This is a genomic window from Pseudomonas sp. Xaverov 83, assembly GCF_019352905.1.
GTDB classification, from domain to species: domain Bacteria; phylum Pseudomonadota; class Gammaproteobacteria; order Pseudomonadales; family Pseudomonadaceae; genus Aquipseudomonas; species Aquipseudomonas yamanorum.
Map to the genome: position 1 here is coordinate 1 of NZ_JAAAFU010000037.1, position 19,556 is coordinate 19,556.

Annotated in this window: 25 protein-coding genes; 10 read left to right on the forward strand and 15 right to left on the reverse strand. The window is 60.1% G+C overall.

Features of this window, described 5'->3' with window-relative positions:
* Nucleotides 1-110: 110 nt before the first annotated feature.
* Nucleotides 111-866 carry a spermidine synthase gene (locus K0H47_RS13310; protein WP_063032076.1) on the reverse strand — a complete coding sequence of 252 codons (756 nt, stop codon included), beginning with the start codon at nucleotides 864-866 and terminating at the stop codon, nucleotides 111-113.
* A 118-nt stretch (nucleotides 867-984) separates the two neighbouring features.
* Between K0H47_RS13310 and K0H47_RS13315 the strand changes: the two genes are divergently transcribed.
* Entirely contained in the window at nucleotides 985-2,331 is a 1,347-nt protein-coding gene (locus tag K0H47_RS13315; protein ID WP_219272889.1) for a class II 3-deoxy-7-phosphoheptulonate synthase, read from the forward strand.
* Here the strand turns inward: K0H47_RS13315 and K0H47_RS13320 are convergent.
* Together K0H47_RS13320 and K0H47_RS13325 are read right to left on the reverse strand one after the other, a co-directional pair.
* On the reverse strand, nucleotides 2,311-3,540 hold the full coding sequence (locus K0H47_RS13320) for a winged helix-turn-helix domain-containing protein (protein WP_063032078.1): 1,230 nt from the start codon (nucleotides 3,538-3,540) through the stop codon (nucleotides 2,311-2,313). The two genes, K0H47_RS13315 and K0H47_RS13320, sit on opposite strands and share 21 nt — an antisense overlap.
* A 45-nt stretch (nucleotides 3,541-3,585) precedes the next feature.
* Entirely contained in the window at nucleotides 3,586-3,792 is a 207-nt protein-coding gene (locus K0H47_RS13325) for a DUF1127 domain-containing protein (protein WP_172834525.1), read from the reverse strand.
* A gap of 70 nt (nucleotides 3,793-3,862) precedes the next feature.
* Here K0H47_RS13325 and K0H47_RS13330 point away from each other — a divergent pair, with 70 nt between their 5' ends.
* Complete coding sequence (locus K0H47_RS13330; RefSeq protein WP_032882278.1) at nucleotides 3,863-4,744, forward strand: LysR family transcriptional regulator; 882 nt, start codon at nucleotides 3,863-3,865, stop codon at nucleotides 4,742-4,744.
* Here the strand turns inward: K0H47_RS13330 and K0H47_RS13335 are convergent.
* Entirely contained in the window at nucleotides 4,734-5,483 is a 750-nt protein-coding gene (locus K0H47_RS13335) for a sulfite exporter TauE/SafE family protein (protein WP_063032080.1), read from the reverse strand. The genes K0H47_RS13330 and K0H47_RS13335 overlap by 11 nt on opposite strands.
* Nucleotides 5,484-5,591: 108 nt before the next feature.
* Between K0H47_RS13335 and K0H47_RS13340 the strand changes: the two genes are divergently transcribed.
* The 3 genes from K0H47_RS13340 to K0H47_RS13350 all read left to right on the forward strand — a co-directional run bounded on the left by K0H47_RS13340 (nucleotide 5,592) and on the right by K0H47_RS13350 (nucleotide 7,744).
* Nucleotides 5,592-6,542, forward strand: coding sequence for a LysR family transcriptional regulator (locus tag K0H47_RS13340; RefSeq protein WP_063032082.1), 951 nt, complete (start codon nucleotides 5,592-5,594; stop codon nucleotides 6,540-6,542).
* Between the two features lie 77 nt (nucleotides 6,543-6,619).
* Nucleotides 6,620-7,072: a MarR family winged helix-turn-helix transcriptional regulator gene (locus K0H47_RS13345; protein ID WP_219272891.1), complete on the forward strand. Its 453-nt coding sequence runs from the start codon at nucleotides 6,620-6,622 to the stop codon at nucleotides 7,070-7,072.
* 252 nt (nucleotides 7,073-7,324) lie between these two features.
* On the forward strand, nucleotides 7,325-7,744 hold the full coding sequence (locus tag K0H47_RS13350; protein ID WP_017477375.1) for an organic hydroperoxide resistance protein: 420 nt from the start codon (nucleotides 7,325-7,327) through the stop codon (nucleotides 7,742-7,744).
* 69 nt (nucleotides 7,745-7,813) lie between these two features.
* On the opposite strand, the gene K0H47_RS13355 is transcribed toward K0H47_RS13350, so the two are convergent.
* Both K0H47_RS13355 and earP read right to left on the reverse strand, forming a co-directional pair.
* Nucleotides 7,814-8,386 carry an elongation factor P gene (locus K0H47_RS13355; protein ID WP_003218698.1) on the reverse strand — a complete coding sequence of 191 codons (573 nt, stop codon included), beginning with the start codon at nucleotides 8,384-8,386 and terminating at the stop codon, nucleotides 7,814-7,816.
* Nucleotides 8,387-8,435: 49 nt separating this feature from the next.
* Nucleotides 8,436-9,569: an elongation factor P maturation arginine rhamnosyltransferase EarP gene (gene earP, locus K0H47_RS13360; protein WP_219272893.1), complete on the reverse strand. Its 1,134-nt coding sequence runs from the start codon at nucleotides 9,567-9,569 to the stop codon at nucleotides 8,436-8,438.
* Between the two features lie 131 nt (nucleotides 9,570-9,700).
* Here earP and K0H47_RS13365 point away from each other — a divergent pair, with 131 nt between their 5' ends.
* Together K0H47_RS13365 and K0H47_RS13370 are read left to right on the forward strand one after the other, a co-directional pair.
* Nucleotides 9,701-10,069, forward strand: coding sequence for a hypothetical protein (locus K0H47_RS13365; RefSeq protein ID WP_219272895.1), 369 nt, complete (start codon nucleotides 9,701-9,703; stop codon nucleotides 10,067-10,069).
* A gap of 15 nt (nucleotides 10,070-10,084) precedes the next feature.
* Complete coding sequence (locus K0H47_RS13370) at nucleotides 10,085-10,567, forward strand: GreA/GreB family elongation factor (protein ID WP_093200101.1); 483 nt, start codon at nucleotides 10,085-10,087, stop codon at nucleotides 10,565-10,567.
* Between the two features lie 5 nt (nucleotides 10,568-10,572).
* Here the strand turns inward: K0H47_RS13370 and cysB are convergent, their stop codons facing one another.
* From cysB to K0H47_RS13395, 5 genes are all read right to left on the reverse strand, one after another.
* Nucleotides 10,573-11,547, reverse strand: coding sequence for an HTH-type transcriptional regulator CysB (gene cysB, locus K0H47_RS13375; protein WP_003218707.1), 975 nt, complete (start codon nucleotides 11,545-11,547; stop codon nucleotides 10,573-10,575).
* 104 nt (nucleotides 11,548-11,651) lie between these two features.
* Nucleotides 11,652-12,152, reverse strand: a complete 501-nt coding sequence (locus K0H47_RS13380; RefSeq protein ID WP_017477371.1) for a universal stress protein — start codon at nucleotides 12,150-12,152, stop codon at nucleotides 11,652-11,654.
* Between the two features lie 63 nt (nucleotides 12,153-12,215).
* Nucleotides 12,216-13,133: a 5'-nucleotidase gene (locus K0H47_RS13385; RefSeq protein WP_063032090.1), complete on the reverse strand. Its 918-nt coding sequence runs from the start codon at nucleotides 13,131-13,133 to the stop codon at nucleotides 12,216-12,218.
* A gap of 14 nt (nucleotides 13,134-13,147) precedes the next feature.
* A complete protein-coding gene (locus K0H47_RS13390; protein ID WP_201142704.1) occupies nucleotides 13,148-14,113 on the reverse strand; it encodes a putative 2-dehydropantoate 2-reductase in 966 nt (321 codons plus the stop codon).
* Nucleotides 14,110-14,502, reverse strand: coding sequence for a hypothetical protein (locus K0H47_RS13395; RefSeq protein WP_063032094.1), 393 nt, complete (start codon nucleotides 14,500-14,502; stop codon nucleotides 14,110-14,112). The genes K0H47_RS13390 and K0H47_RS13395 overlap by 4 nt, the downstream gene beginning before the upstream one ends.
* On the opposite strand from K0H47_RS13395, the gene K0H47_RS13400 reads away from it, so the two are divergent.
* Together K0H47_RS13400 and K0H47_RS13405 are read left to right on the forward strand one after the other, a co-directional pair.
* Nucleotides 14,501-14,935 carry a PilZ domain-containing protein gene (locus tag K0H47_RS13400; RefSeq protein ID WP_093200137.1) on the forward strand — a complete coding sequence of 145 codons (435 nt, stop codon included), beginning with the start codon at nucleotides 14,501-14,503 and terminating at the stop codon, nucleotides 14,933-14,935. The two genes, K0H47_RS13395 and K0H47_RS13400, sit on opposite strands and share 2 nt — an antisense overlap.
* 133 nt (nucleotides 14,936-15,068) lie before the next feature.
* The gene (locus K0H47_RS13405) at nucleotides 15,069-16,145 is read left to right on the forward strand and encodes a 3-deoxy-7-phosphoheptulonate synthase (protein ID WP_017477367.1); all 1,077 of its coding nucleotides are present in this window, start codon (nucleotides 15,069-15,071) and stop codon (nucleotides 16,143-16,145) included.
* Between the two features lie 113 nt (nucleotides 16,146-16,258).
* Here K0H47_RS13405 and K0H47_RS13410 read toward each other — a convergent pair whose 3' ends face one another.
* Nucleotides 16,259-16,540 carry a GNAT family N-acetyltransferase gene (locus K0H47_RS13410; RefSeq protein ID WP_003189869.1) on the reverse strand — a complete coding sequence of 94 codons (282 nt, stop codon included), beginning with the start codon at nucleotides 16,538-16,540 and terminating at the stop codon, nucleotides 16,259-16,261.
* Nucleotides 16,541-17,166: 626 nt separating this feature from the next.
* Here K0H47_RS13410 and oprI point away from each other — a divergent pair.
* A complete protein-coding gene (gene oprI, locus K0H47_RS13415; RefSeq protein WP_003172710.1) occupies nucleotides 17,167-17,418 on the forward strand; it encodes an outer membrane lipoprotei OprI in 252 nt (83 codons plus the stop codon).
* A gap of 132 nt (nucleotides 17,419-17,550) precedes the next feature.
* Here the strand turns inward: oprI and K0H47_RS13420 are convergent, their stop codons facing one another.
* The 3 genes from K0H47_RS13420 to K0H47_RS13430 form a co-directional block, all read right to left on the reverse strand.
* Complete coding sequence (locus K0H47_RS13420; RefSeq protein ID WP_017477366.1) at nucleotides 17,551-18,519, reverse strand: L,D-transpeptidase family protein; 969 nt, start codon at nucleotides 18,517-18,519, stop codon at nucleotides 17,551-17,553.
* 72 nt (nucleotides 18,520-18,591) lie between these two features.
* Nucleotides 18,592-18,885 carry a hypothetical protein gene (locus K0H47_RS13425; protein WP_003218723.1) on the reverse strand — a complete coding sequence of 98 codons (294 nt, stop codon included), beginning with the start codon at nucleotides 18,883-18,885 and terminating at the stop codon, nucleotides 18,592-18,594.
* Between the two features lie 58 nt (nucleotides 18,886-18,943).
* The gene (locus K0H47_RS13430) at nucleotides 18,944-19,549 is read right to left on the reverse strand and encodes an arylesterase (protein WP_063032098.1); all 606 of its coding nucleotides are present in this window, start codon (nucleotides 19,547-19,549) and stop codon (nucleotides 18,944-18,946) included.
* Nucleotides 19,550-19,556: the final 7 nt, after the last annotated feature.

Sequence of the window (19,556 nt, forward strand, 5' to 3'; positions counted from 1 at the left end):
GGCAAAGACCTTTTGGTTACTTTTGGGGCGTTTGCCAAAAGTGACCCGCTGTAAGAGCGGAACCCTAAGCGGCCGTTACCGCAGCAACGGATATGTACACAATCAAAACCCTACGTAGCCGGCCGAATCGCCTTAATCAGCGACTGCAACGAATACCCCAACCGCGACGCCAACCCCTCAGCCCGCGCAGACACCGCAGCCAGATCAAGCTCCTGATCCAGGTCCGCCGGCACCAAAAGAATCACATTCCCCTCCTTCACCGGCAGCTCCCAATAATGCCGGTGATACAACCCACGCAACAACGCCGCGCCCAACGGCTTGCCGTCATCGGTAGCCCACTGATTAATCACCAACCACCCACCAGGATTCAACTTCTTCTGGCAATTCTCCAGAAACGTCCAGGCCAGGTGCCCCACCCCGGGACCAACATCCGTATACAGGTCGACAAAAATCAGGTCCGCCGACTCAGCGGAAGGCAGCAATTCCAAAGCATCCCCAACCCGGATATACAGCCGAGGATCATCATCCAGCCCCAAGTACTCAATGGCCAGACGCGGCACATCAGGCCGCAACTCAATGGCCTCAACATCTTCCAAAGGCAAAAACTTCAGGCACGCCTGAGTCAACGTCCCGGCGCCCAAGCCCAGGAACAACGCACTCTCCGGCTGCTCATGGCACAACGCCCCAATCAGCATCGCCCGGGTGTAGTCATACTCGAGCCAACTCGGGTCAGCGGTAAACACACAACTCTGCTCAATGGCATCGCCAAACTCGAGAAAGCGGTAATCGGCCACTTCCAGCACGCGGATCATGCCGAAGTCATCATGGACCTCGGCCAGCAGGCGCTCGACGCGCTCCTCAGACATTGCAACTCCTAACGGCGTGCCAACGGGAAAGGCGGGATTGTCGGCGAACCGGCAGCAGCAGGTCACGTACTAATTGCTGATAACATGACCGCCCGACCGCAAATCACTCGAGTTCATGATGAGCCAACCCTGGAGCCCCGACAGCTGGCGCGCCCTGCCGATCCAGCAACAACCCCAGTACCCTGACGCTGCGCATTTGGCGCAGGTCGAGCAGAACCTGGCGAGTTATCCGCCACTGGTGTTTGCCGGTGAGGCCCGTGAATTGCGCCGTCAGTTTGCCGAGGTAACCCAGGGTCGCGCTTTCCTGTTGCAAGGTGGCGATTGCGCCGAGAGTTTTGCCGAGTTTTCGGCGGCAAAAATTCGCGACACCTTCAAGGTGCTGCTGCAGATGGCGATTGTGATGACCTTCGCCGCCGGTTGCCCAGTGGTCAAGGTCGGGCGCATGGCTGGCCAGTTCGCCAAGCCGCGTTCTTCCAACGATGAAACCATCGACGGCATCACCCTGCCCGCCTACCGTGGCGATATCGTCAACTGCATCGGTTTCGACGAAAAAAGCCGCGTGCCGGACCCTGACCGCCTGCTGCAGTCTTACCACCAGTCCACCGCCACCCTGAACCTGCTGCGGGCGTTTGCCCAGGGCGGCTTTGCCGACCTGCACCAGGTGCACAAGTGGAATCTGGACTTCATCGCCAACTCGGCCTTGGCCGAGAAGTACAGTCAACTGGCCGACCGTATCGATGAAACCCTGGCGTTCATGCGCGCCTGTGGCATGGACAGCTCGCCGCAACTGCGGGAAACCAGTTTCTTCACCGCCCACGAGGCGTTGCTGCTGAATTACGAACAAGCCTTCGTGCGCCGCGACAGCCTGACCAACGACTATTACGACTGCTCGGCACACATGCTGTGGATCGGTGACCGCACCCGTCAACTGGACGGTGCCCACGTCGAATTCCTGCGCGGGGTGAACAACCCGATCGGGGTCAAGGTCGGCCCGAGCATGAATCCCGATGACCTGATCCGCCTGATCGACATCCTCAATCCGGATAACGACCCAGGCCGCCTGAACCTGATTGCGCGCATGGGGGCGAACAAGGTCGGCGACCATCTGCCGAACCTGATCCGCGCGGTGCAACGTGAAGGCAAGCAGGTGCTATGGAGTTCCGACCCGATGCACGGCAACACCATCAAGGCCAGCAGCGGCTACAAGACCCGGGACTTCGCGCAGATCCTCAGTGAGGTGAAGGAGTTCTTCCAGGTGCATGAAGCCGAAGGCACGTATGCCGGCGGGATTCATATCGAGATGACCGGCCAGAATGTCACCGAGTGCATCGGCGGCGCGCGGCCGATTACCGAAGACGGACTGTCGGACCGCTATCACACCCACTGCGACCCACGGATGAATGCCGATCAGTCGCTGGAATTGGCGTTCCTGATCGCCGAGACGCTAAAACAGGTCAAGCGCTAAGAGCGCCACCCGCAACCGTGCCGCACTGGCCCGCTGGCAATTGAGCTGAATCTGCTCAAGCCCGAGCCAGTCGGCCATCTGCCGCAGATTCAGGGCCAGCGCCTGCATCCCCTCCTCGTCCAGCCCCGGCTCTTCCTCGTGAACGGCATGCACCGCCAAGCGTCCGGCCGCCCGCTCCGCCCTTAGATCCACGCGCGCGGCGATTCGCTCGTTGTGCAGGAACGGCAACACGTAATAGCCGTACACCCGCTTGTCCTGAGGCGTGTAGATCTCCAGCCGATAGCGGAAATCGAACAAACGCTCGGTACGGCTGCGCTCCCAGATCAGCGAATCAAAAGGCGATAACAGCGCGCTGGCGGGCACCTTGCGCGGGACTTTTGGCTCGGGCAGGCAATAAGCCGGCTGTTTCCAGCCCTGGACCTCACACGTGATCAATTGCCCGTCTTCGACCAGTTCCGCCAGGCGCCCACGGCTGTCGGCCGGGTCGAGGCGGAAGTAGTCGCGCAGGTCTTTTTCGGTGCCCACACCCAATGCCGTGGCGCTATGCAGCAGTAAGCCCCGCTGCGCTTCGGCCTCGTCCAACGGGGCTTGCCGGAGAACGTCGGCCGGAATCACGCGCTCCGGCAGGTCATACAGCCGCTCAAAACCGCGACGCCCGGCGACGGTCACCTGGCCGGCGGCAAACAGCCATTCCAACGCGTGCTTTTCATCGCTCCAGTCCCACCAGGGGCCGGCGCGCTCCTCGCGGGTCGACAAACTGCCCGCACCCAGGGCGCCTTGTTGTTCGACGATGCCCAGCACCCGGGCGATGGTGGCCTGCTGCTCGCGACCAAAACGCGCCATTTGCTGATAAATCCCTTGCCCCCGGGCCGCCCGCTCCATGCGCCAGCGCATCAACGGGTACAGCGCCATGGGTAACAGCGAAGCCTCATGCCCCCAATACTCGAACAGCGAACGCCGCCGCCCCGAACTCCAGGCGGCCTGTTCAAGAATCAACGGAGAGTAGTTACCCAGCCGGGAAAACAGCGGCAGGTAGTGCGAGCGCACCACCGCATTCACCGAGTCAATCTGCAATACACCCAAACGCTCAACCAGGCGGTTGACCTGTGCGGCCTTGATCGACGCCGGCGGCTGGCGCCCGGAAAAGCCTTGGGCAGCCAGCGCCAGGCGCCGCGCCTGCTTGAGGGAAAAGGATAACTCTGCGGGCATGTGACTCTCCTTGTGTGCTCGCGAACCACCCTACTGCATCCCGCGTCATTTTCGCAGCGGATCTTCCCAAAAGTGCCGGCGGCTTTCCTGCTCGACATCGCCACGGTTGAGCCCGATGTCCTTGAGCGCCTCATCGCTCATGCTCATCAACAGCTGGCGTTCACGGTGCACGGCCAGCCACCGGGAACCCAGTTGGAGCAGCCCGGAAAACGGCCGCTTCGCCATCAGCACAAAACCTCTTTGACCTTTCATCATCTCGCCCTCCAGTGGGGATGACTGAAGTCTGTGCCTGGCGCTATGATCAATCCAACGAATGTTTCTTATGCAATACATCTCGGAGATTGATCGATTGTCCAGCTACCCGAGTATCGACACTGAAGTGCTGCGCACCTTCGTCGCCATCGCTGATCAGGGTGGTTTCACCCGCGCTGGCGAGCAGGTCAACCGCACGCAGTCGGCGGTGAGCATGCAGATGAAACGCCTGGAAGAAGACGTGTTGCAGCGCAAGTTGTTCGAGCGCGATGGCCGTCAGGTGCGGCTGACGCCCGAAGGCCAGGTGCTGCTGGGCTATGCCCGCAGGATCCTGAAGCTGCACAGCGAGGTGTTCAACACCCTGCGTGAGCCGCACATGGTCGGGCTGGTGCGCATCGGCACCCCGGACGATTATGTGATGCGCTACTTGCCGGGGATTCTCAAGCGCTTCTCCAAGGCTTACCCGCTCATCCAGATTGAAATGCACTGCGAATCGTCGCCGGTGCTGATGCAGCGCCGGGATCTGGACTTGACGGTTATCAGCCGCGAACCGGGGAATGAAATCGGCGAACTGCTGCGCCATGAACGCATGGTCTGGGTAGCGGCACCTTGCTTCTGCATGGATGAGCACAGCGCCCTGCCCTTGGCGATTTCCGGCCTCGACAGCTTTTGCACACAATGGGCACGCGCTGCACTGGACGCCCAAGGCCAGGAATATCGACTGGCATATCACAGCTCTAACGGTGCCGCGATCCTGGCGGTGGTGGGAGCAGGCCTGGCAGTCACGATCAACATGGAAAGCCTGGTGACCGAAGACCTGCGCATATTGGGCGCGGCGGATGGTTTTCCGCCGTTGCCTTCGGTCAATCTGCGGCTGTTGCGCAACCCACGCACCACTTCACCGATCACCGAATGCCTCGCCGAATACATCCTCGAAGGCTTCAAACTTTAAAGGTCAGCATCACCGCGCAAACCGCCAGGAACCCACAGAACAGCCCGCGCAACATACGCTCCGGCATGGCGTGGGCGACTTTCACCCCCCAACTGATGCTGAGCAAGCCGCCGACGGCCAGGGGCACGCCGATCAGCCAATCCACTTCGTGGTGCCAGGCGTAGGTCACCAGAGTCACGCTGGTGCTCGGCAAGGCCAGGGCCAGCGACAGCCCCTGGGCGACCACCTGGCTGGTGCCGAAGATGCTGGTCAGCACCGGTGTGGCCACCACCGCTCCGCCTACTCCGAATAAGCCGCCCATGGACCCCGACGCCGCCCCCAGCACCCCCAGCCACGGCCAGGAGTAGCGCATCTGCGCCGAAGGCGGTGCATTGTGGGTAAACATTCGCAGCAGGTTGTAGGACGCCAATGCCAGCAAAAAGACGATAAAGCCCACGCGCATCACGTCTGCATCGATCCCCACCGCCCAGATCGAGCCCAGCCAGGCGAAGGAAAACCCCATCACGCCCAGCGGTAATGCGTGGCGCAGTTCAATCCGGTTGCGTTGGTGATAACGCCACAACGCGAGCATCACGTTCGGCACCACCATCACCAGAGCTGTCCCTTGGGCAATCTGTTGGTCCAGGCCAAAAAACACACCCAACACTGGAATTGCAATCAACCCACCACCAATGCCGAACAAGCCGCCGACAGTGCCCAACGCGACACCCAGTGCCAAATACAAGGCTAAATCTGCCACCACTTCGCTCCCGCCATTCCCGAGCCTTGCATGCTACGCAGTCCGCCCTGGCGCGGAAACGCACAGCAACGCACAATGGCTGTGCCAACTTCGCATAAGCAGCCGCTGATGAACCCTAATACGCTGACCGACCAACTGAGCCTGTTTCTGGATGTACTGGAAGCGGGCAGCTTTTCCGCCGCTGCGCGACGTCATCCGCTCACGCCCTCGGCGGTGGCGCGGCGTATCGACAGCCTGGAAAGCTCGGTGGGCAGCCGGCTGTTCCAACGCAGCACCCATGCGGTGGTGCCAACGCCCGCCGGCCTGGCGTTTGCCGAGCGCGCCCGCCGGATTGTCAGCGAGTTGCAACTGGCGCGGGCCGAAGCGGTGTCGCTGAGCCATGCGCCTGAAGGGTTGATCCGCGTGGACGCCCCGGCTGCCTTCGGGCGGCGCCACTTGGCGCCTGCCATTGGTGACTTTCTTAACGTGTACCCGGGCCTCGACGTACATCTGCATCTGATCGACAGCTTTGTCGACATGCAGGGCGAGCATTTGGGCAAAGTCGACCTGGTGCTGCGGGCCGGGCATATCGTCGACACCCGGCTGATCGCCACGCCCCTGGCCAGTATCGTGCGCATCGCCTGCGCCAGCCCGGGATACCTGAAAAGCCGTGGCACTCCGACCCATCCCAGCCAGTTGAACGAACACGACGGCCTGGACTGGGAAGGCCTGGCACCGATGTTCGCCTGGCGATTTGAACTGGACGGCCGCAAGACCACCTACCGCCCGCAACGCATTCGCATGAGCGCCAACAACGCCGAAGCCCTGCTCTCCGGGGCGCTGGCCGGACTTGGCGTTGCCCACCTCCCTACCTGGCTCGCCAGTGAATACCTGGTGCGCGGCGAACTGGTGCCGCTGTTCTGCGAGAACGGCTTGCCGACGCCTGAAACCGCCGGCATCTATGCCCTGCGCCTGGAGCAACACGCCAACGCCCGCAGCCGGTTATTGCTGGAATACCTCAAGGCGCGCTTCAGCCCCGTACCGCCGTGGGATCTTGCGTTGCAAAGCGCCTTTGGCTGACCGAGCGAACAGAATTGTCTGGCGCGTTAAACATTTGCCCGCTAGATTCGAAGCCAGATACGTTTTAAGGCACCGCCATGACCAAGCCCCTCGATACCTGCGAATCCTTGTTGCTCGACAACCAACTGTGTTTTGCCCTGCATTCCACCTCGTTGTTGATGACCAAGGTCTACAAACCCCTGCTGCAAGCCCTCGGCCTCACCTACCCGCAGTACCTGGCGATGATGGTGCTGTGGGAAGAGGATGGATTGACCGTCGGCGAAATCAGCAATCGCCTGCTGACGGATCCCGGCTCCCTGACGCCGCTGCTCAAGCGCCTGGAGGCCGAAGGCCTGCTCAGCCGGACCCGCAGCCGTGAAGACGAGCGTGTGGTGGTGGTTGAGTTGACCGATGCCGGGTGTGCGCTGCGGGACAAGGCGATGGATATTCCGCAGTGCATTCTGGGCGCCAGCGGGATGGACATCGAACAACTGCGCAAGCTCCAGGGGGATTTACTCGCGCTGCGGAAAAACCTGCAAGTCTCCCTCTAAAGGCACCACGCATCAAAAATGTGGGAGCGGGCTTGCTCGCGAATGCGGTGTGACAGTCACTAGATGCATTGACTGATCCACTGCATTCGCGAGCAAGCCCGCTCCCACATTTGTTTGTGCAGAGCCTCGCCATCAAGGCAGGCAAAATATTTTCAAAATATATATTGCGCGCTAACTATTTGCGCGATACATTCACCGCACCACTTACTTAGCGCACAAACAATTAGCGCAAATACAAACAAGGAAATCACCATGCAAACTCTCTATACCGCAGTAGCCACCGCCACCGGCGGCCGTGATGGTCGCGCTGTTTCCAACGACAATATCCTCGACGTAAAACTCTCCACGCCAAAAGAGCTGGGCGGCGCGGGTGGCCAGGCCACCAACCCGGAACAACTGTTCGCCGCCGGTTATTCCGCCTGCTTTATCGGCGCCCTGAAATTCGTCGCCAGCCAGACCAAACGCAAGATCCCGGATGACGCTTCGATCACTGCCCATGTCGGCATCGGTCAAATCCCCGGCGGTTTCGGCCTGGACATCGACCTGCACGTCAGCCTGCCCGGCCTGGCCCAGGACGAAGCACAAAGCCTGGTCGACGCGGCCCACCAGGTCTGCCCGTACTCCAACGCCACCCGTGGCAACGTCGATGTGCGCCTGCACGTGACCGTTTGATCCAAACCGCGCCCACAAAAAAGCCCGACTCATGGTCGGGCTTTTTTTGTCGTACCGGTGGCGCAAGAATTACTTCTTGGCGCGACCTTTGTACGAACCACCTTCACGGGTGTCGATCTCGATCAGGTCGTCGATTTCGATGAAATCGGCCACTTGCAGTTCGGTACCGTTAGCCAGTTTGGCAGGCTTCATCACCTTGCCCGAAGTGTCGCCGCGAGCGGAACCTTCGGTGTAGGCAACCTTACGCACGATAGTGGTCGGCAGCTCTACGGAAACCAGACGGTCTTCGAAGAAGATAGCTTCGCAGACGTCTTCCATGCCTTCTTCCACGAATGGCAGAACGGCTTCGATGTCTTCAGCGTTCAGCTCGTACATGGTGTAGTCGGTGGTGTCCATGAACGTGTAGGTGTCGCCGCTGATGAAGGACAGGGTCGCTTCTTTGCGGTCGAGGATCACGTCGTCCAGTTTGTCATCGGCGCTGTAGACGATCTCGGTCTTGTAACCGGTCAGCAGGTTCTTCAGCTTGGTCTTCATGATTGCGCTGTTACGACCAGACTTGGTGAACTCAGCTTTCTGAACCAGCCAAGGGTCGTTTTCGAGACGGATCACTGTACCGGGTTTCAGTTCTTTACCAGTTTTCATTGCGAATATCCGAAATTTGGATGGGATTTACAAAAATCAAGGTCGCGTATCATATCCAATTTACATAAAACTGTACCAGCGCCGTCGCAAGATCGGTCCGCAAGCCTTGTTCCAGAGCCCATTTCTCGGCATTCGCGGTCACTTCCGGCCAGTGTTCCAGCAGTATTTTCCAGCTATTTGCCATATCGCCATCAGCGTTCCAGGCCTGCCAAAGGCTGACCAACGCGGTTTTCGCGGCCGGTGACAAGCCTTCGGTATACAGCTCGAGAAAGGCGTCCAGCTTGTCCAGGTGAATGTCTTCGTCCTGGCGATAGATATGCCACAACAACGGCCGCCCGGCCCATTGCGCCCGCACAAACGAGTCTTCGCCGCGCACGGCGTTGAAGTCGCAGCACCACAACAGGCGGTCGTATTGCTCCTGGCGCACGAACGGCAGCACTTGCACGGTCAACCCGTCGCGCCGGTGCACGTCGCCTGTTTTCAATGACTCGACACCCAGCCAACGCTGTACGTCACCGAGGATCCGCCCTTCCGGCACCAGCAGATGAGTGGCGCGCCCATCGGCGGCCAGCACGTCGAGCCAACTGGCCAGCCCGGTGTTTTCATAGGCGAACAACGACATCAGTCGCGCGCCGGCGGCCGGGGAAACCCCAAGGGCCTGCAGAAACTGCTGCCGGGCGGCGGCGTCTTGCTGGAAGGCCTCGCGCTGCTCCAGCAGCCCCGCCTCACGCAGTAAACCTCCGGTGCCGGGACGGAATCCGGGAAAGAAGAAGTACTTTTGCACGCCTTTGAATTTCACCGACGGCAAACCGTGGCAACCCACGACCCAATCCTCGGCGCTCAGGTAATCCAGGTTCATCCACAGCGGCGTGCGTTCGCGCGCAGCCATCGCTTCCATATAGTCAGGCGGCAATTGGCAGGCGAACGCGGCGATCACCACGTCTGCCGCGTCGGTCGCCGGCCAGTCGGAGGGCCAGTAGCGCACGTCAACGCCCTCTTGCCATTGCTGGTGCACCTGCACATCAATCTCGGGGCACATGCGCTCAAACGCCCGCAGGTCATCGACCCACAGGCGCACCCCACAATCGTGTTCCGCCACCAATTGCCGGGCCAGGCGCCAGGTCACGCCGATGTCGCCGTAGTTGTCGACGACGCTGCAAAAAATATCCCAGCGGGCTTTCATTCCGGGCTCCAACGCTCAAAGGCTCGATTGTCCGTATAAATGCCTCGATTGCGAAGGGTTGATCGCGATTATTCTGCGCGCGGCTGTGGGACAATCGGCGCCATGCCGCACGTGCCTGCCAGGAGGCCACCATGTCTGATCGTTCGTTCTCGCTGTTCAAACTCAGTATCGCCTTGGCCTTCGGCCTGTGGCTGGGGTTTATCGCCATTGTGCTGAGCCTGTGGCTGGCGTCCCGCTACCTGCCTGAGCAAACCGTAGCGCCGGTGGCCCGAGTGGTGCAGCAACTGGGCAAGCCGGAGGTGGTTGCACCGGAGCCGCCTAACCGGATGTTCGAGCAGTACCAGGAGAACCTGCGCAAGCAGGAGCAACAGCAGACCCTGGACCAGGCCCGCAACAACCCGCGCAACCTGTCCAACCCCAAATGCCAGTTCTGGCTGCAACAGGACCAGAACGCCCCCAACGACAAGAGCCGGGCCAACGTCCTGCAATTTTGCGATTGATCACGAAAGCCACCCATGAATAAGCACGCCGTTCACCAACTGGTCCTGGATAAGCTCGCGGTCGATCTTGATATCGCCCAGCGCGCGGCACAAACCGCGTACGAAACCGCGACTCATGAAGAAAACATCGCCGAGAACAAGTACGACACCCTGGGGCTGGAAGCGTCCTACCTGGCCGCCGGCCAGGCCCGGCGCGTCGAGGAGATCAAGCAGGCGCTGACGCTCTGCCAGAACATGCAACTGCGTGCCTACGATGACCAGCGCGGGATCGAAGTGGGCGCATTGCTGGGGCTGGTGGATGAAAACGATCGCCAGCAGTGGCTATTCTTGGCGCCGGACGGCGCAGGCTTGAAGGTCGATGTGGTGGGACAACCGGTGACCGTCATCACCCCACGCTCGCCCCTGGGCAAAAGCCTGGTGGGCAAGTTCGAAGGGGATGAGGTGGAGATTCTGGTGGGGGGCGCTCGGCAACAGTTTGCTGTTACCGAGGTCAAGTAAGACGATCAGTGAACCGGTAGTTCAACGCCGTCGAACAGCTCTTCCAGTTCCTGCTTGTTGTGGCACTGGATGGCCTTGGCCATCACTTCGCGCGTCAGGTGCGGCGCGAATTTCTCGATGAAGTCGCACATGAAACCCCGCAGGAAGGTGCCGCGGCGGAAACCGATCTTGGTCACGCTGGACTCGAACAGTTCGCTGGCATCGAGCACCACCAGGTCGTTGTCGAGCTTGGTGTCGACCGCCATCTTGGCGACGATACCGACACCCAGGCCCAGGCGTACATAAGTCTTGATGACGTCGGCGTCGGCTGCGGTGAACACCACTTTCGGCGTCAGGCCACGATGGCTGAAGGCTTCGTCGAGTTTCGAACGGCCGGTGAAACCGAACACGTAAGTCACGATCGGGTATTCAGCCAGGGCTTCCAGGGTCAGCTTCGGCAGCTTGGCCAATGGGTGACCTTGAGGCACTACCACACAGCGGTTCCAGCGGTAGCACGGCATCATCACCAGGTCGCCGAACAATTCCAGCGCTTCGGTGGCAATCGCGAAATCGACGGTGCCGTCGGCGGCCATCTCGGCGATCTGCATCGGCGAACCCTGGTGCATGTGCAAGGCCACGTCCGGGTACTGCTTGATAAAGCTGCTGATCACCGGCGGCAGCGCATAACGTGCCTGGGTGTGGGTGGTGGCGATCGACAGGGTGCCTTTCTTCTCGTTGGAGAATTCCTGGGCGATCTGCTTGATGCTTTCGACCTTGCGCAGGATCTCGCCGGCGGTGGTGATGATGCGCTCACCGGCCGGGGTGACGCGGGTCAGGTGCTTGCCGCTGCGTGCGAACACTTCAACGCCCAACTCATCTTCGAGCAGGCGGATCTGCTTGCTGATACCGGGTTGCGAGGTGTAAAGGCTTTGAGCAGTAGCGGAAACGTTGAGGTCGTGGTGCGCCACTTCCCAGATGTAGCGCAGTTGTTGAAGCTTCATATGTGTCCCTCAAAGCGGATAGACGCCACGGGTATCAGCGACGGTATATAACTATATTAAAGGTTAGACTGATAAATCTAGAACTTTTTATCGTTTTCTACCAATCACACGTCATCACTGCGGCGGCGCTGTAAAAGTGGCACCAGGTACACCGGCACCTGAGACAGCTGCAGCACCCGAGCAGCGGTTCTTCCCAGGGGCGTCGCCACACCGACCGCCTGGCTGTGACTACCTACGATCAGCAAATCCACAGAGAGTTTCTGCGACTGGTCGAGAATCACTTCACAGGGGTCGCCCTGGATCACCCGCACCGAACGGATCAACTTGAGGTCCTGCTCCCCTTCCCCCAGTTCCTCGCGAAAACTGTCGAGCACCCGCTGCTCGATGGTCGCCATCACTGTCGTCAGGCCCTGGCTTTGCCATTCACTCAAGGCCTTCTCATCAAGGTAGCTCTGTAACACGGATTCGGCGAACAGCCCGATGGGCTCGACCACGTGAATCACATACAGATCGGCCTTGAACGTTCGCGCCAGCGCCAGGGCATGTTGCATCACATAAGGTGCATATAGACCGAGGTCAGTGGCGTACAGCATCGAACGAATCATAGAACCTCCTGGGTAGCCAGGATGGCGGGGATTGATTCAGCTTAGCAGCGCCTTTGGCAGTGCTCAGCCCTCGGTCTGAATTTTCAACTCGTTACTGATGCCGTGGGGGACGTGCCCGGTGGCCACGAACTCCCGGGCCTTCTCGCAATGCCCTTCCTGGTCATCGAAAAACACATCGGCGGCAAAAGCCTCGAGGAACGCCGACTTCTCCAGGCCACCGAGAAACAGCGACTCGTCGAGACGGATATCCCATTCCCGCAGCGTGCGAATCACCCGCTCGTGGGACGGCGCCGAACGCGCAGTGACCAGTGCAGTACGGATCGGGCAGGACTCGTCCGGGAACTCACGTTGCAACAAGTTGAGCGCCGCCAGGAAGCCCTTGAACGGTCCGCCGCGCAATGGCTCGCGGGCCGACTCCCGCTCGCTGGCCTGGAAGGCTTCAAGACCTCCCGACTGATAGACGCGCTCGGACTCATCAGAAAACAGCACCGCGTCGCCGTCAAAGGCAATCCGCAACTCGGCGCTGGAGGCCCGACGTGCGCCGCCCGAGAGGATGGTCGCTGCGGCAAACCCGGCATCCAGGGCGCTGCGCACATCCTCGGCATGGGTGGACAGAAACAGGTGGCAACCAAACGCCGCCAGATAAGGATAAGGACTGCGCCCGCCGACAAACGCGGCGCGGGAGATGTCCAAGCCGTAATGCTGGATCGAATTGAACACGCGCAGGCCGGTGTCTGCACTGTTGCGCGACACCAGCACCACCTCGACCCGGGCACGGCCGAGGCTGGCGTTGAGGCTCAGGAGTTTCTTCACCAGCGGGAAGGCGTCGCCGGGCTCGAGGATTTCATCCTCGTGGTCGATCTGGTACTTGCGATAGGTCTCGACCCCTTGGGCCAGGTAGACCTTGTGGCTTTCGCTCAGGTCGAACAGCGCCCGCGAGGAAATCGCCAGCACCAGTTTGTCGCCCAATCCCTTTGCCATGGTGTTCCCCCCAATCAGCGGTTATGCCGATCCATAAAACTCAAGGCCTGGTACAGCGCCTGCATTCTTGGCAATTCACAACCCGCCGCCTTCGCCGCCGCCAAGGGGCGTGCGTAAATCGCCGCCAGTTCCAGCGGGCGCTTGTGCACGTAATCGTGATACATGCTGGGCAGGTAGTCATCCATGCTTTCAGTCATGGTGAACATCTGCCCGGCGTAACTGGCGGGGATTTCATGCCCGCAGGCGTGGGCGCCCTGCACCACTTCGGCCATCAGCGCCTGGATCAGTTCACGGCTGGATTCATCCGCCATCATCGCCGTGGTGCCAGTGCCGAACACGACGGACAGACCGTTGTAAGGCACGTTCCACACCAGTTTATGCCAGCGCGCCTGATGCACATTGGCCATGGCCTGGGAGTCGATGCCGGCCTGGTGAAACAGTGCGGCACCTGCTTCGACAATGGCCTGCCGATGAGTGTCATCGTTGGCCGCGGGACCACTGTGGTAACCCAGGTTGACCCGGCCCAGCGCCTGATGCTCGACAATCCCGGGACCGGAACGGTGCACGCCGATGTAGCACAGGCCACCCAGCAAGTGCAGCGACGGCGGCAAGTGTTCCCGCAGGCTGTCTTCGACATCGAGGCCGTTTTGCAGCAGCACGACCTTGGCGTCCGGGGCGGCAATCTGGGCGATGGTTGGGGCCAGTTCGACATTACCCGTGGACTTGGTGCCCACCAGCAGCCAGTCGCACGGCGGCATGTCGGCGGCGCGGGCATAGGCCTGCACCGGGTGCAGGCGCACGATTCCGTGGAGGGTGCTGTTGAGCTGCAGGCCGCGCTCGCTGACCGCCGCGTACTCGCTGCGCAGCAGGAAATGCACATCGAAACCGGCACGCGCGAGCATCACACCGTAGAAGCCACCAATGGCCCCGGTGCCGATAATCCCGATCCGGGGCGACTGTGTTTTTGCAACTTCGGTCATGGCAATTCCTCTGGTAGTCGTTTGAGCGCCTGCTGCACACCCTGCTTCAGGTCGCCGGCGGTCAGACGCGTCAGTGACGCTAATATTCCATGGAATTTCCCGTCGCACACCACAAACAACGCGGGCAAATGAAAGATCTCGTAGCGCTCTACCGCGCCGCCATTGTGGCCAGCATCCACCCAACAGACCCGGTCCACCGGCAAGTCCCAACCGGGCAGTTGCTGGTGCAGGAAGCGGCAGCGCGAGCAACCGTCACCGGTGAACACCACCAGCGAGGTGCCGGGAAGCCCCAATAATTGCTGGTCGATATCCAGATCGGTAAGGTGCAGTTCTTTCACTATACTGCTGCCACCGCCGTCAACTGGACGGTGCTCGGAGTCCGTGTGCATGGGTCGTTTCTTTCCTCACCCTGATGATGTCGCTGTCGAATTAACCCAACGTCCCATTTCCGGCATTTCCCGCCAACGGCTGCACACTATCGGCCTGGGCGGCGTCGCATGCAATTACCCACGCGCCTGGCGCCAAGGCATGGCCATCGAGATGCATATCCCTGCACTGGGCCAGACAGCCCGCTATCCGGGCTACGTAGCGTGGTGCCGCAAAGCTGAAAACGGTTACCGCGTCGGTATTACCTTTACCGATGAACAGGCCTTGTTCGGTGCGCGGATGGGTGAGCAAGTGTGCCAGATCGAACGCTACTGCCGCCTCCACGAAGGCTCCGGGCCGACACCCTGGCAAAGCGAAGCCCTGGCCCGGGAATGGGTCACGCGCCATGCCGGCGAGTTCTCCCATGAGGCTTTTGTGCAGCCAGCGCTGGATTAAAGCGGCCTTTGCCCATTGTCTCGCAGCCTTGTAACGCGCTAAGGTTCGGCTCCCCGCTGCACTTAAATCATGCTGTGCTCCGCCGCACGGGGATCGCTGGCGGCCGGCACCCGTGACCCTGACGAGTAACACGATGGCTGATTTACCGATCAACGACCTTAACGTCGAATCCAACGAGACCCTGATCACACCCGATCAGCTCAAGCGCGAAATCCCCCTGAGCGACGCTGCCCTGCAGACCGTCACCAAGGGCCGCGAAGTCATCCGTGAGATTCTCGACGGCACCGACCACCGCCTGTTCGTGGTCATCGGGCCGTGCTCGATCCATGACCTCAAGGCTGCCCACGAATACGCCGAGCGCCTGAAGGTGCTGGCGGCAGAAGTGTCCGACACCTTGTACCTGGTGATGCGCGTCTATTTCGAGAAGCCGCGTACCACCGTCGGCTGGAAAGGCTTGATCAACGACCCGTACCTGGACGACTCCTTCAAGATCCAGGATGGCCTGCACATCGGTCGTCAACTGCTGCTGGACCTCGCGGAAATGGGCCTGCCGACGGCAACCGAAGCCCTGGACCCGATTTCCCCGCAGTACCTGCAAGACCTGATCAGCTGGTCGGCGATTGGTGCACGTACCACCGAATCCCAGACTCACCGGGAAATGGCTTCCGGCCTGTCTTCGGCCGTGGGTTTCAAGAACGGTACCGACGGCGGCCTGACGGTGGCGATCAACGCCCTGCAGTCGGTGTCCAGCCCGCACCGTTTCCTGGGTATCAACCAGGAAGGTGGCGTGTCCATCGTCACCACCAAGGGCAACGCCTACGGTCACGTGGTACTGCGTGGCGGCAACGGCAAGCCCAACTATGATTCGGTCAGCGTGGCCCTGTGCGAACAGGCGCTGAACAAGGCGAAGATCAAGCCGAACATCATGGTCGATTGCAGCCACGCCAACTCCAATAAGGACCCGGCCCTGCAACCGCTGGTGATGGAGAACGTGGCCAACCAGATTCTGGAAGGCAACCAGTCGATCATCGGCCTGATGGTCGAAAGCCACCTGAACTGGGGCTGCCAGGCGATTCCAAAGGATCTGGCCGACCTGCAATACGGCGTGTCGATCACCGATGCCTGCATCGACTGGGCTGCCACCGAGACCACCTTGCGCAGCATGCATGCCAAGCTCAAGGACGTGTTGCCCAAGCGCCAACGCGGCTGAGCAAACACTGCGGACACAAAAACGCCGGGCTAAACCCGGCGTTTTTTTTGATCGTTCCCCGCTCTGCGTGGGAATGCATCCTCGGATACTCTGCGTCCCGCCCTACTCAATGCTCACAGCTTTGCGGCATGGCGCTGGTGGCGCTCCATATAGCGCTCCACGTAGGAGCAGGACGGGATCACCGTATAGCCTGCCTCTTCGGCGAACTTCAACGCTTCCTCGGTGAGCGCGGCAGCAATGCCACGGCCTCGCAATGCGTTGGGCACGAAGGTGCGATAGATATCCAGGGTCTGCTTCCCAAGGTCCATATAGGTCAGATAGGCACGATGACCGTCCACATTGGTCTCGAACTGATGACCAGCCTGGTCATGGTGGATGGACAACGCCTCGCTCATCACTACTCCTCGCGGGTCTTGGTTTCTGACCCCTACCTTACCGATGTTTTTCCGGCGAAGGAACATCTACGCCACCCGGTGCCGGTTTCGACAACGAGAAAAGCCACCAGTGCCTTGCACTAGCGCTCACAACCAGCACAGGGAAATAGTAGGCGCCAATCGCACAATTGCTCAAGACGCGCTCGTCTTCCGTTGCGCTGGCGGACATAGAAAGGGCCAATCGAGATTCCTTACGTCGATGGCCTGAACATTGCCGGCAGTTGAAGCTTGAGACGAACACGCGCTCTTAAAGTCACCTCAACATGCACAAAAGATACCGAAGACCGAAAAGACAATCTGAACAATAGTGTCAGGGACGATATATAAAATGACTTATGTTTACATGGCTTAACACATGCCAGCCGGCCCTTTCAGGCTGGATCCAATCCTCGGCCGAGTGCAAAAATCTGGATATTTTTTATACAGACTCTCAAAAGATTAGCCAAAATAGATTGGGCGCGAGAATTTTTTTTGCTTCTTGCGCTACGTCAGTTTACTTACTACAAGTAATGGGTAGTATGTACGCCGGCTATTAGCTCACTCTGAGAAAGTAGCCATTTAATAGAAAGTCCTTGAAGGGGAACACGATGAACAACGTTCTGAAATTCTCTGCTCTGGCTCTGGCCGCAGTTCTGGCTACCGGTTGCAGCAGCGTCTCCAAAGAAACCGAAGCTCGTCTGACTGCAACTGAAGACGCAGCAGCTCGCTCCCAGGCTCGTGCAGACGAAGCCTATCGTAAAGCTGATGAAGCTCTGGCTGCTGCTCAAAAAGCACAACAGACTGCTGACGAAGCTAACGAGCGCGCTCTGCGCATGCTTGAAAAAGCAAGCCGCAAGTAATAATCCTTCGGGGTTGTTATCAAGCCGGTCCATTCTTGGATCGGCTTTTTTTTGCCCGCAATTTGGCTGGATTCCAGACAATAAAAAACCCGTCACCGCGCGAGGCGATAACGGGTTATGGATCGTGCAGGCTTATTGCTGCAGATCGACCGGCGTACTCGACACCATAGGCGCCCCACCGGGCACGCCGATTTCCGTCGGGATACCGTCTTCAGCCGCAACGACGTCACGCACCTGGTCCCAGTTGACCCGCAGGTTGCTGGACAGGTCTTCACGCTTGAGCAAAGCGTTGATCACCGCAGTGTGCTTGTCGACGACCGATGGAGTGCCATCGTCGTTCAACGGCGTATGCGCTTCCAGGTAGACCTTGCCACCGGCTGCGCCGAACTTGTAGGCATCGTTGATAATCCGCACCGACGTCCCTACCGGCACCATGTCGGCCATTTCCAGCACGTTGTTGTTGAACATGCGGAAGCATCCGTGGCTGGTACGGGTACCGATGCCGAACTTCATGTTGGAGCCGTGGATCAGGTAGCCGGGCGTGCCCAGAGTGAACTTGAACGGCCCCAACGGGTTGTCCGGGCCGGCCGGCACCACGTTGGGCAACGGGTCGCCATTGGCCGCGTGCTCGGCCTTGATCGAGGCTGGCGGGGTCCAGGTCGGGTTCGGGATCTTGCCCGTGATGGTGGTGTGAGCCACTGGCGAACCCCAGCCTTCACGGCCAATCCCCAACGGGAACGTGTACACCACGTTCTGGCCCTTGGGGTAGTAATAGAGCCGGTATTCCGCCAGGTTGATCACGATGCCTTCACGGGGGCCGGGCGGCAGGATGAAGCGCGTCGGCAACACGATCTCGGTACCCGCTCCCGGCAACCAGGCATCGACGCCCGGGTTGGCCGCGACCATTTCCGAATAACCCAGGTCGTAGGTAGTGCCCAGGTCAGCGAAGGTATCTTCGTACTTGGCCTTGATCACCTGGACCTGGCCAACGATATCTTCACCCGGTGGCGGCAAAGGCAACTGCAAGGCTGCAGCAGGACCAGCCGCGCAGAGCGCAGCAAGAGACAGGCAGCAGGTGACGGCGGAAAGGCGCGACAACATCCGGGAATTCCTTCGCAGATCGACGGGTAGTAAAAAATGGATTGTACACGGCTGCCCGGCGGGCACCCATATTCAAAGTTCGAAGCGCAGCTCTGGCCAGATCGGCGGTGTGCCGCGTTTTTGCGACTCGAGGATCGCCCGGCACAGGGGGCACAAACGCTGGTCCTGGAAGATCGAGCGATCCACCGACGACCAACGCGGTTGGGCGGGCAATAACGTACCGCAGAGGGTGCGATCGATGGACCCACCCAACTCCAATTGACGCGTCACCAGATGCACCCGGACTTCCTGGCAGGCGAACAGATCCAGCTGTTCGTCAGGCTCGATCAGTTGGTAGGCAAACAGGGACCAGGCAGGACGCGACATCGGGGGCTCCAAATCGGGGGGGCGCCACCTTAGCCGAAAGACCGCTGCTAGAAAAGCGTCATAGCAGTGGTTTTAGCGTTGGCCAGACATTTTCCAGCAACTTGCCCTGCGCGCCAACCGCCGGGTGCAATTGGTCAGCCTGCATCAACTCGGGATGGCCGCCGACGCCTTCAAGGAAAAAGGGTACCAGCGGGACGCTTTTTTCCTTGGCCAGATCCCCGTAAACCTGCGCAAACGCAGTGGTGTATTTCGGGCCGTAGTTAGGCGGCAACTGCATGCCCAACAGCAGCACCTTGGCACCGCTGGCCTTGGACTGGTCGATCATCGATGCAAGATTTTGTTTCAATTGCGCGGGTGGCTGCCCACGCAGACCGTCATTGCCGCCCAGCTCAATGATCACCAGGTCCGGCTTATGCTCTGCAAGCGCCGCCGGCAGCCGCGCCAGGCCTCCGGCACTGGTGTCGCCGCTGATGGAGGCGTTGACCACTTTATCGTCGAAACCTTCGCTCTTGAGCCGTTGTCCCAACAACGCTACCCACCCTTTGCTGGTATCCAGCCCGAAACCGGCACTGATACTATCCCCAACGATCAGGACTGTACCCGCCGCTGCGTTCTGGGCCATGCACATCAAGGCCAGGCCAGCACTCAAAAACCACATTCGCATTGGATTC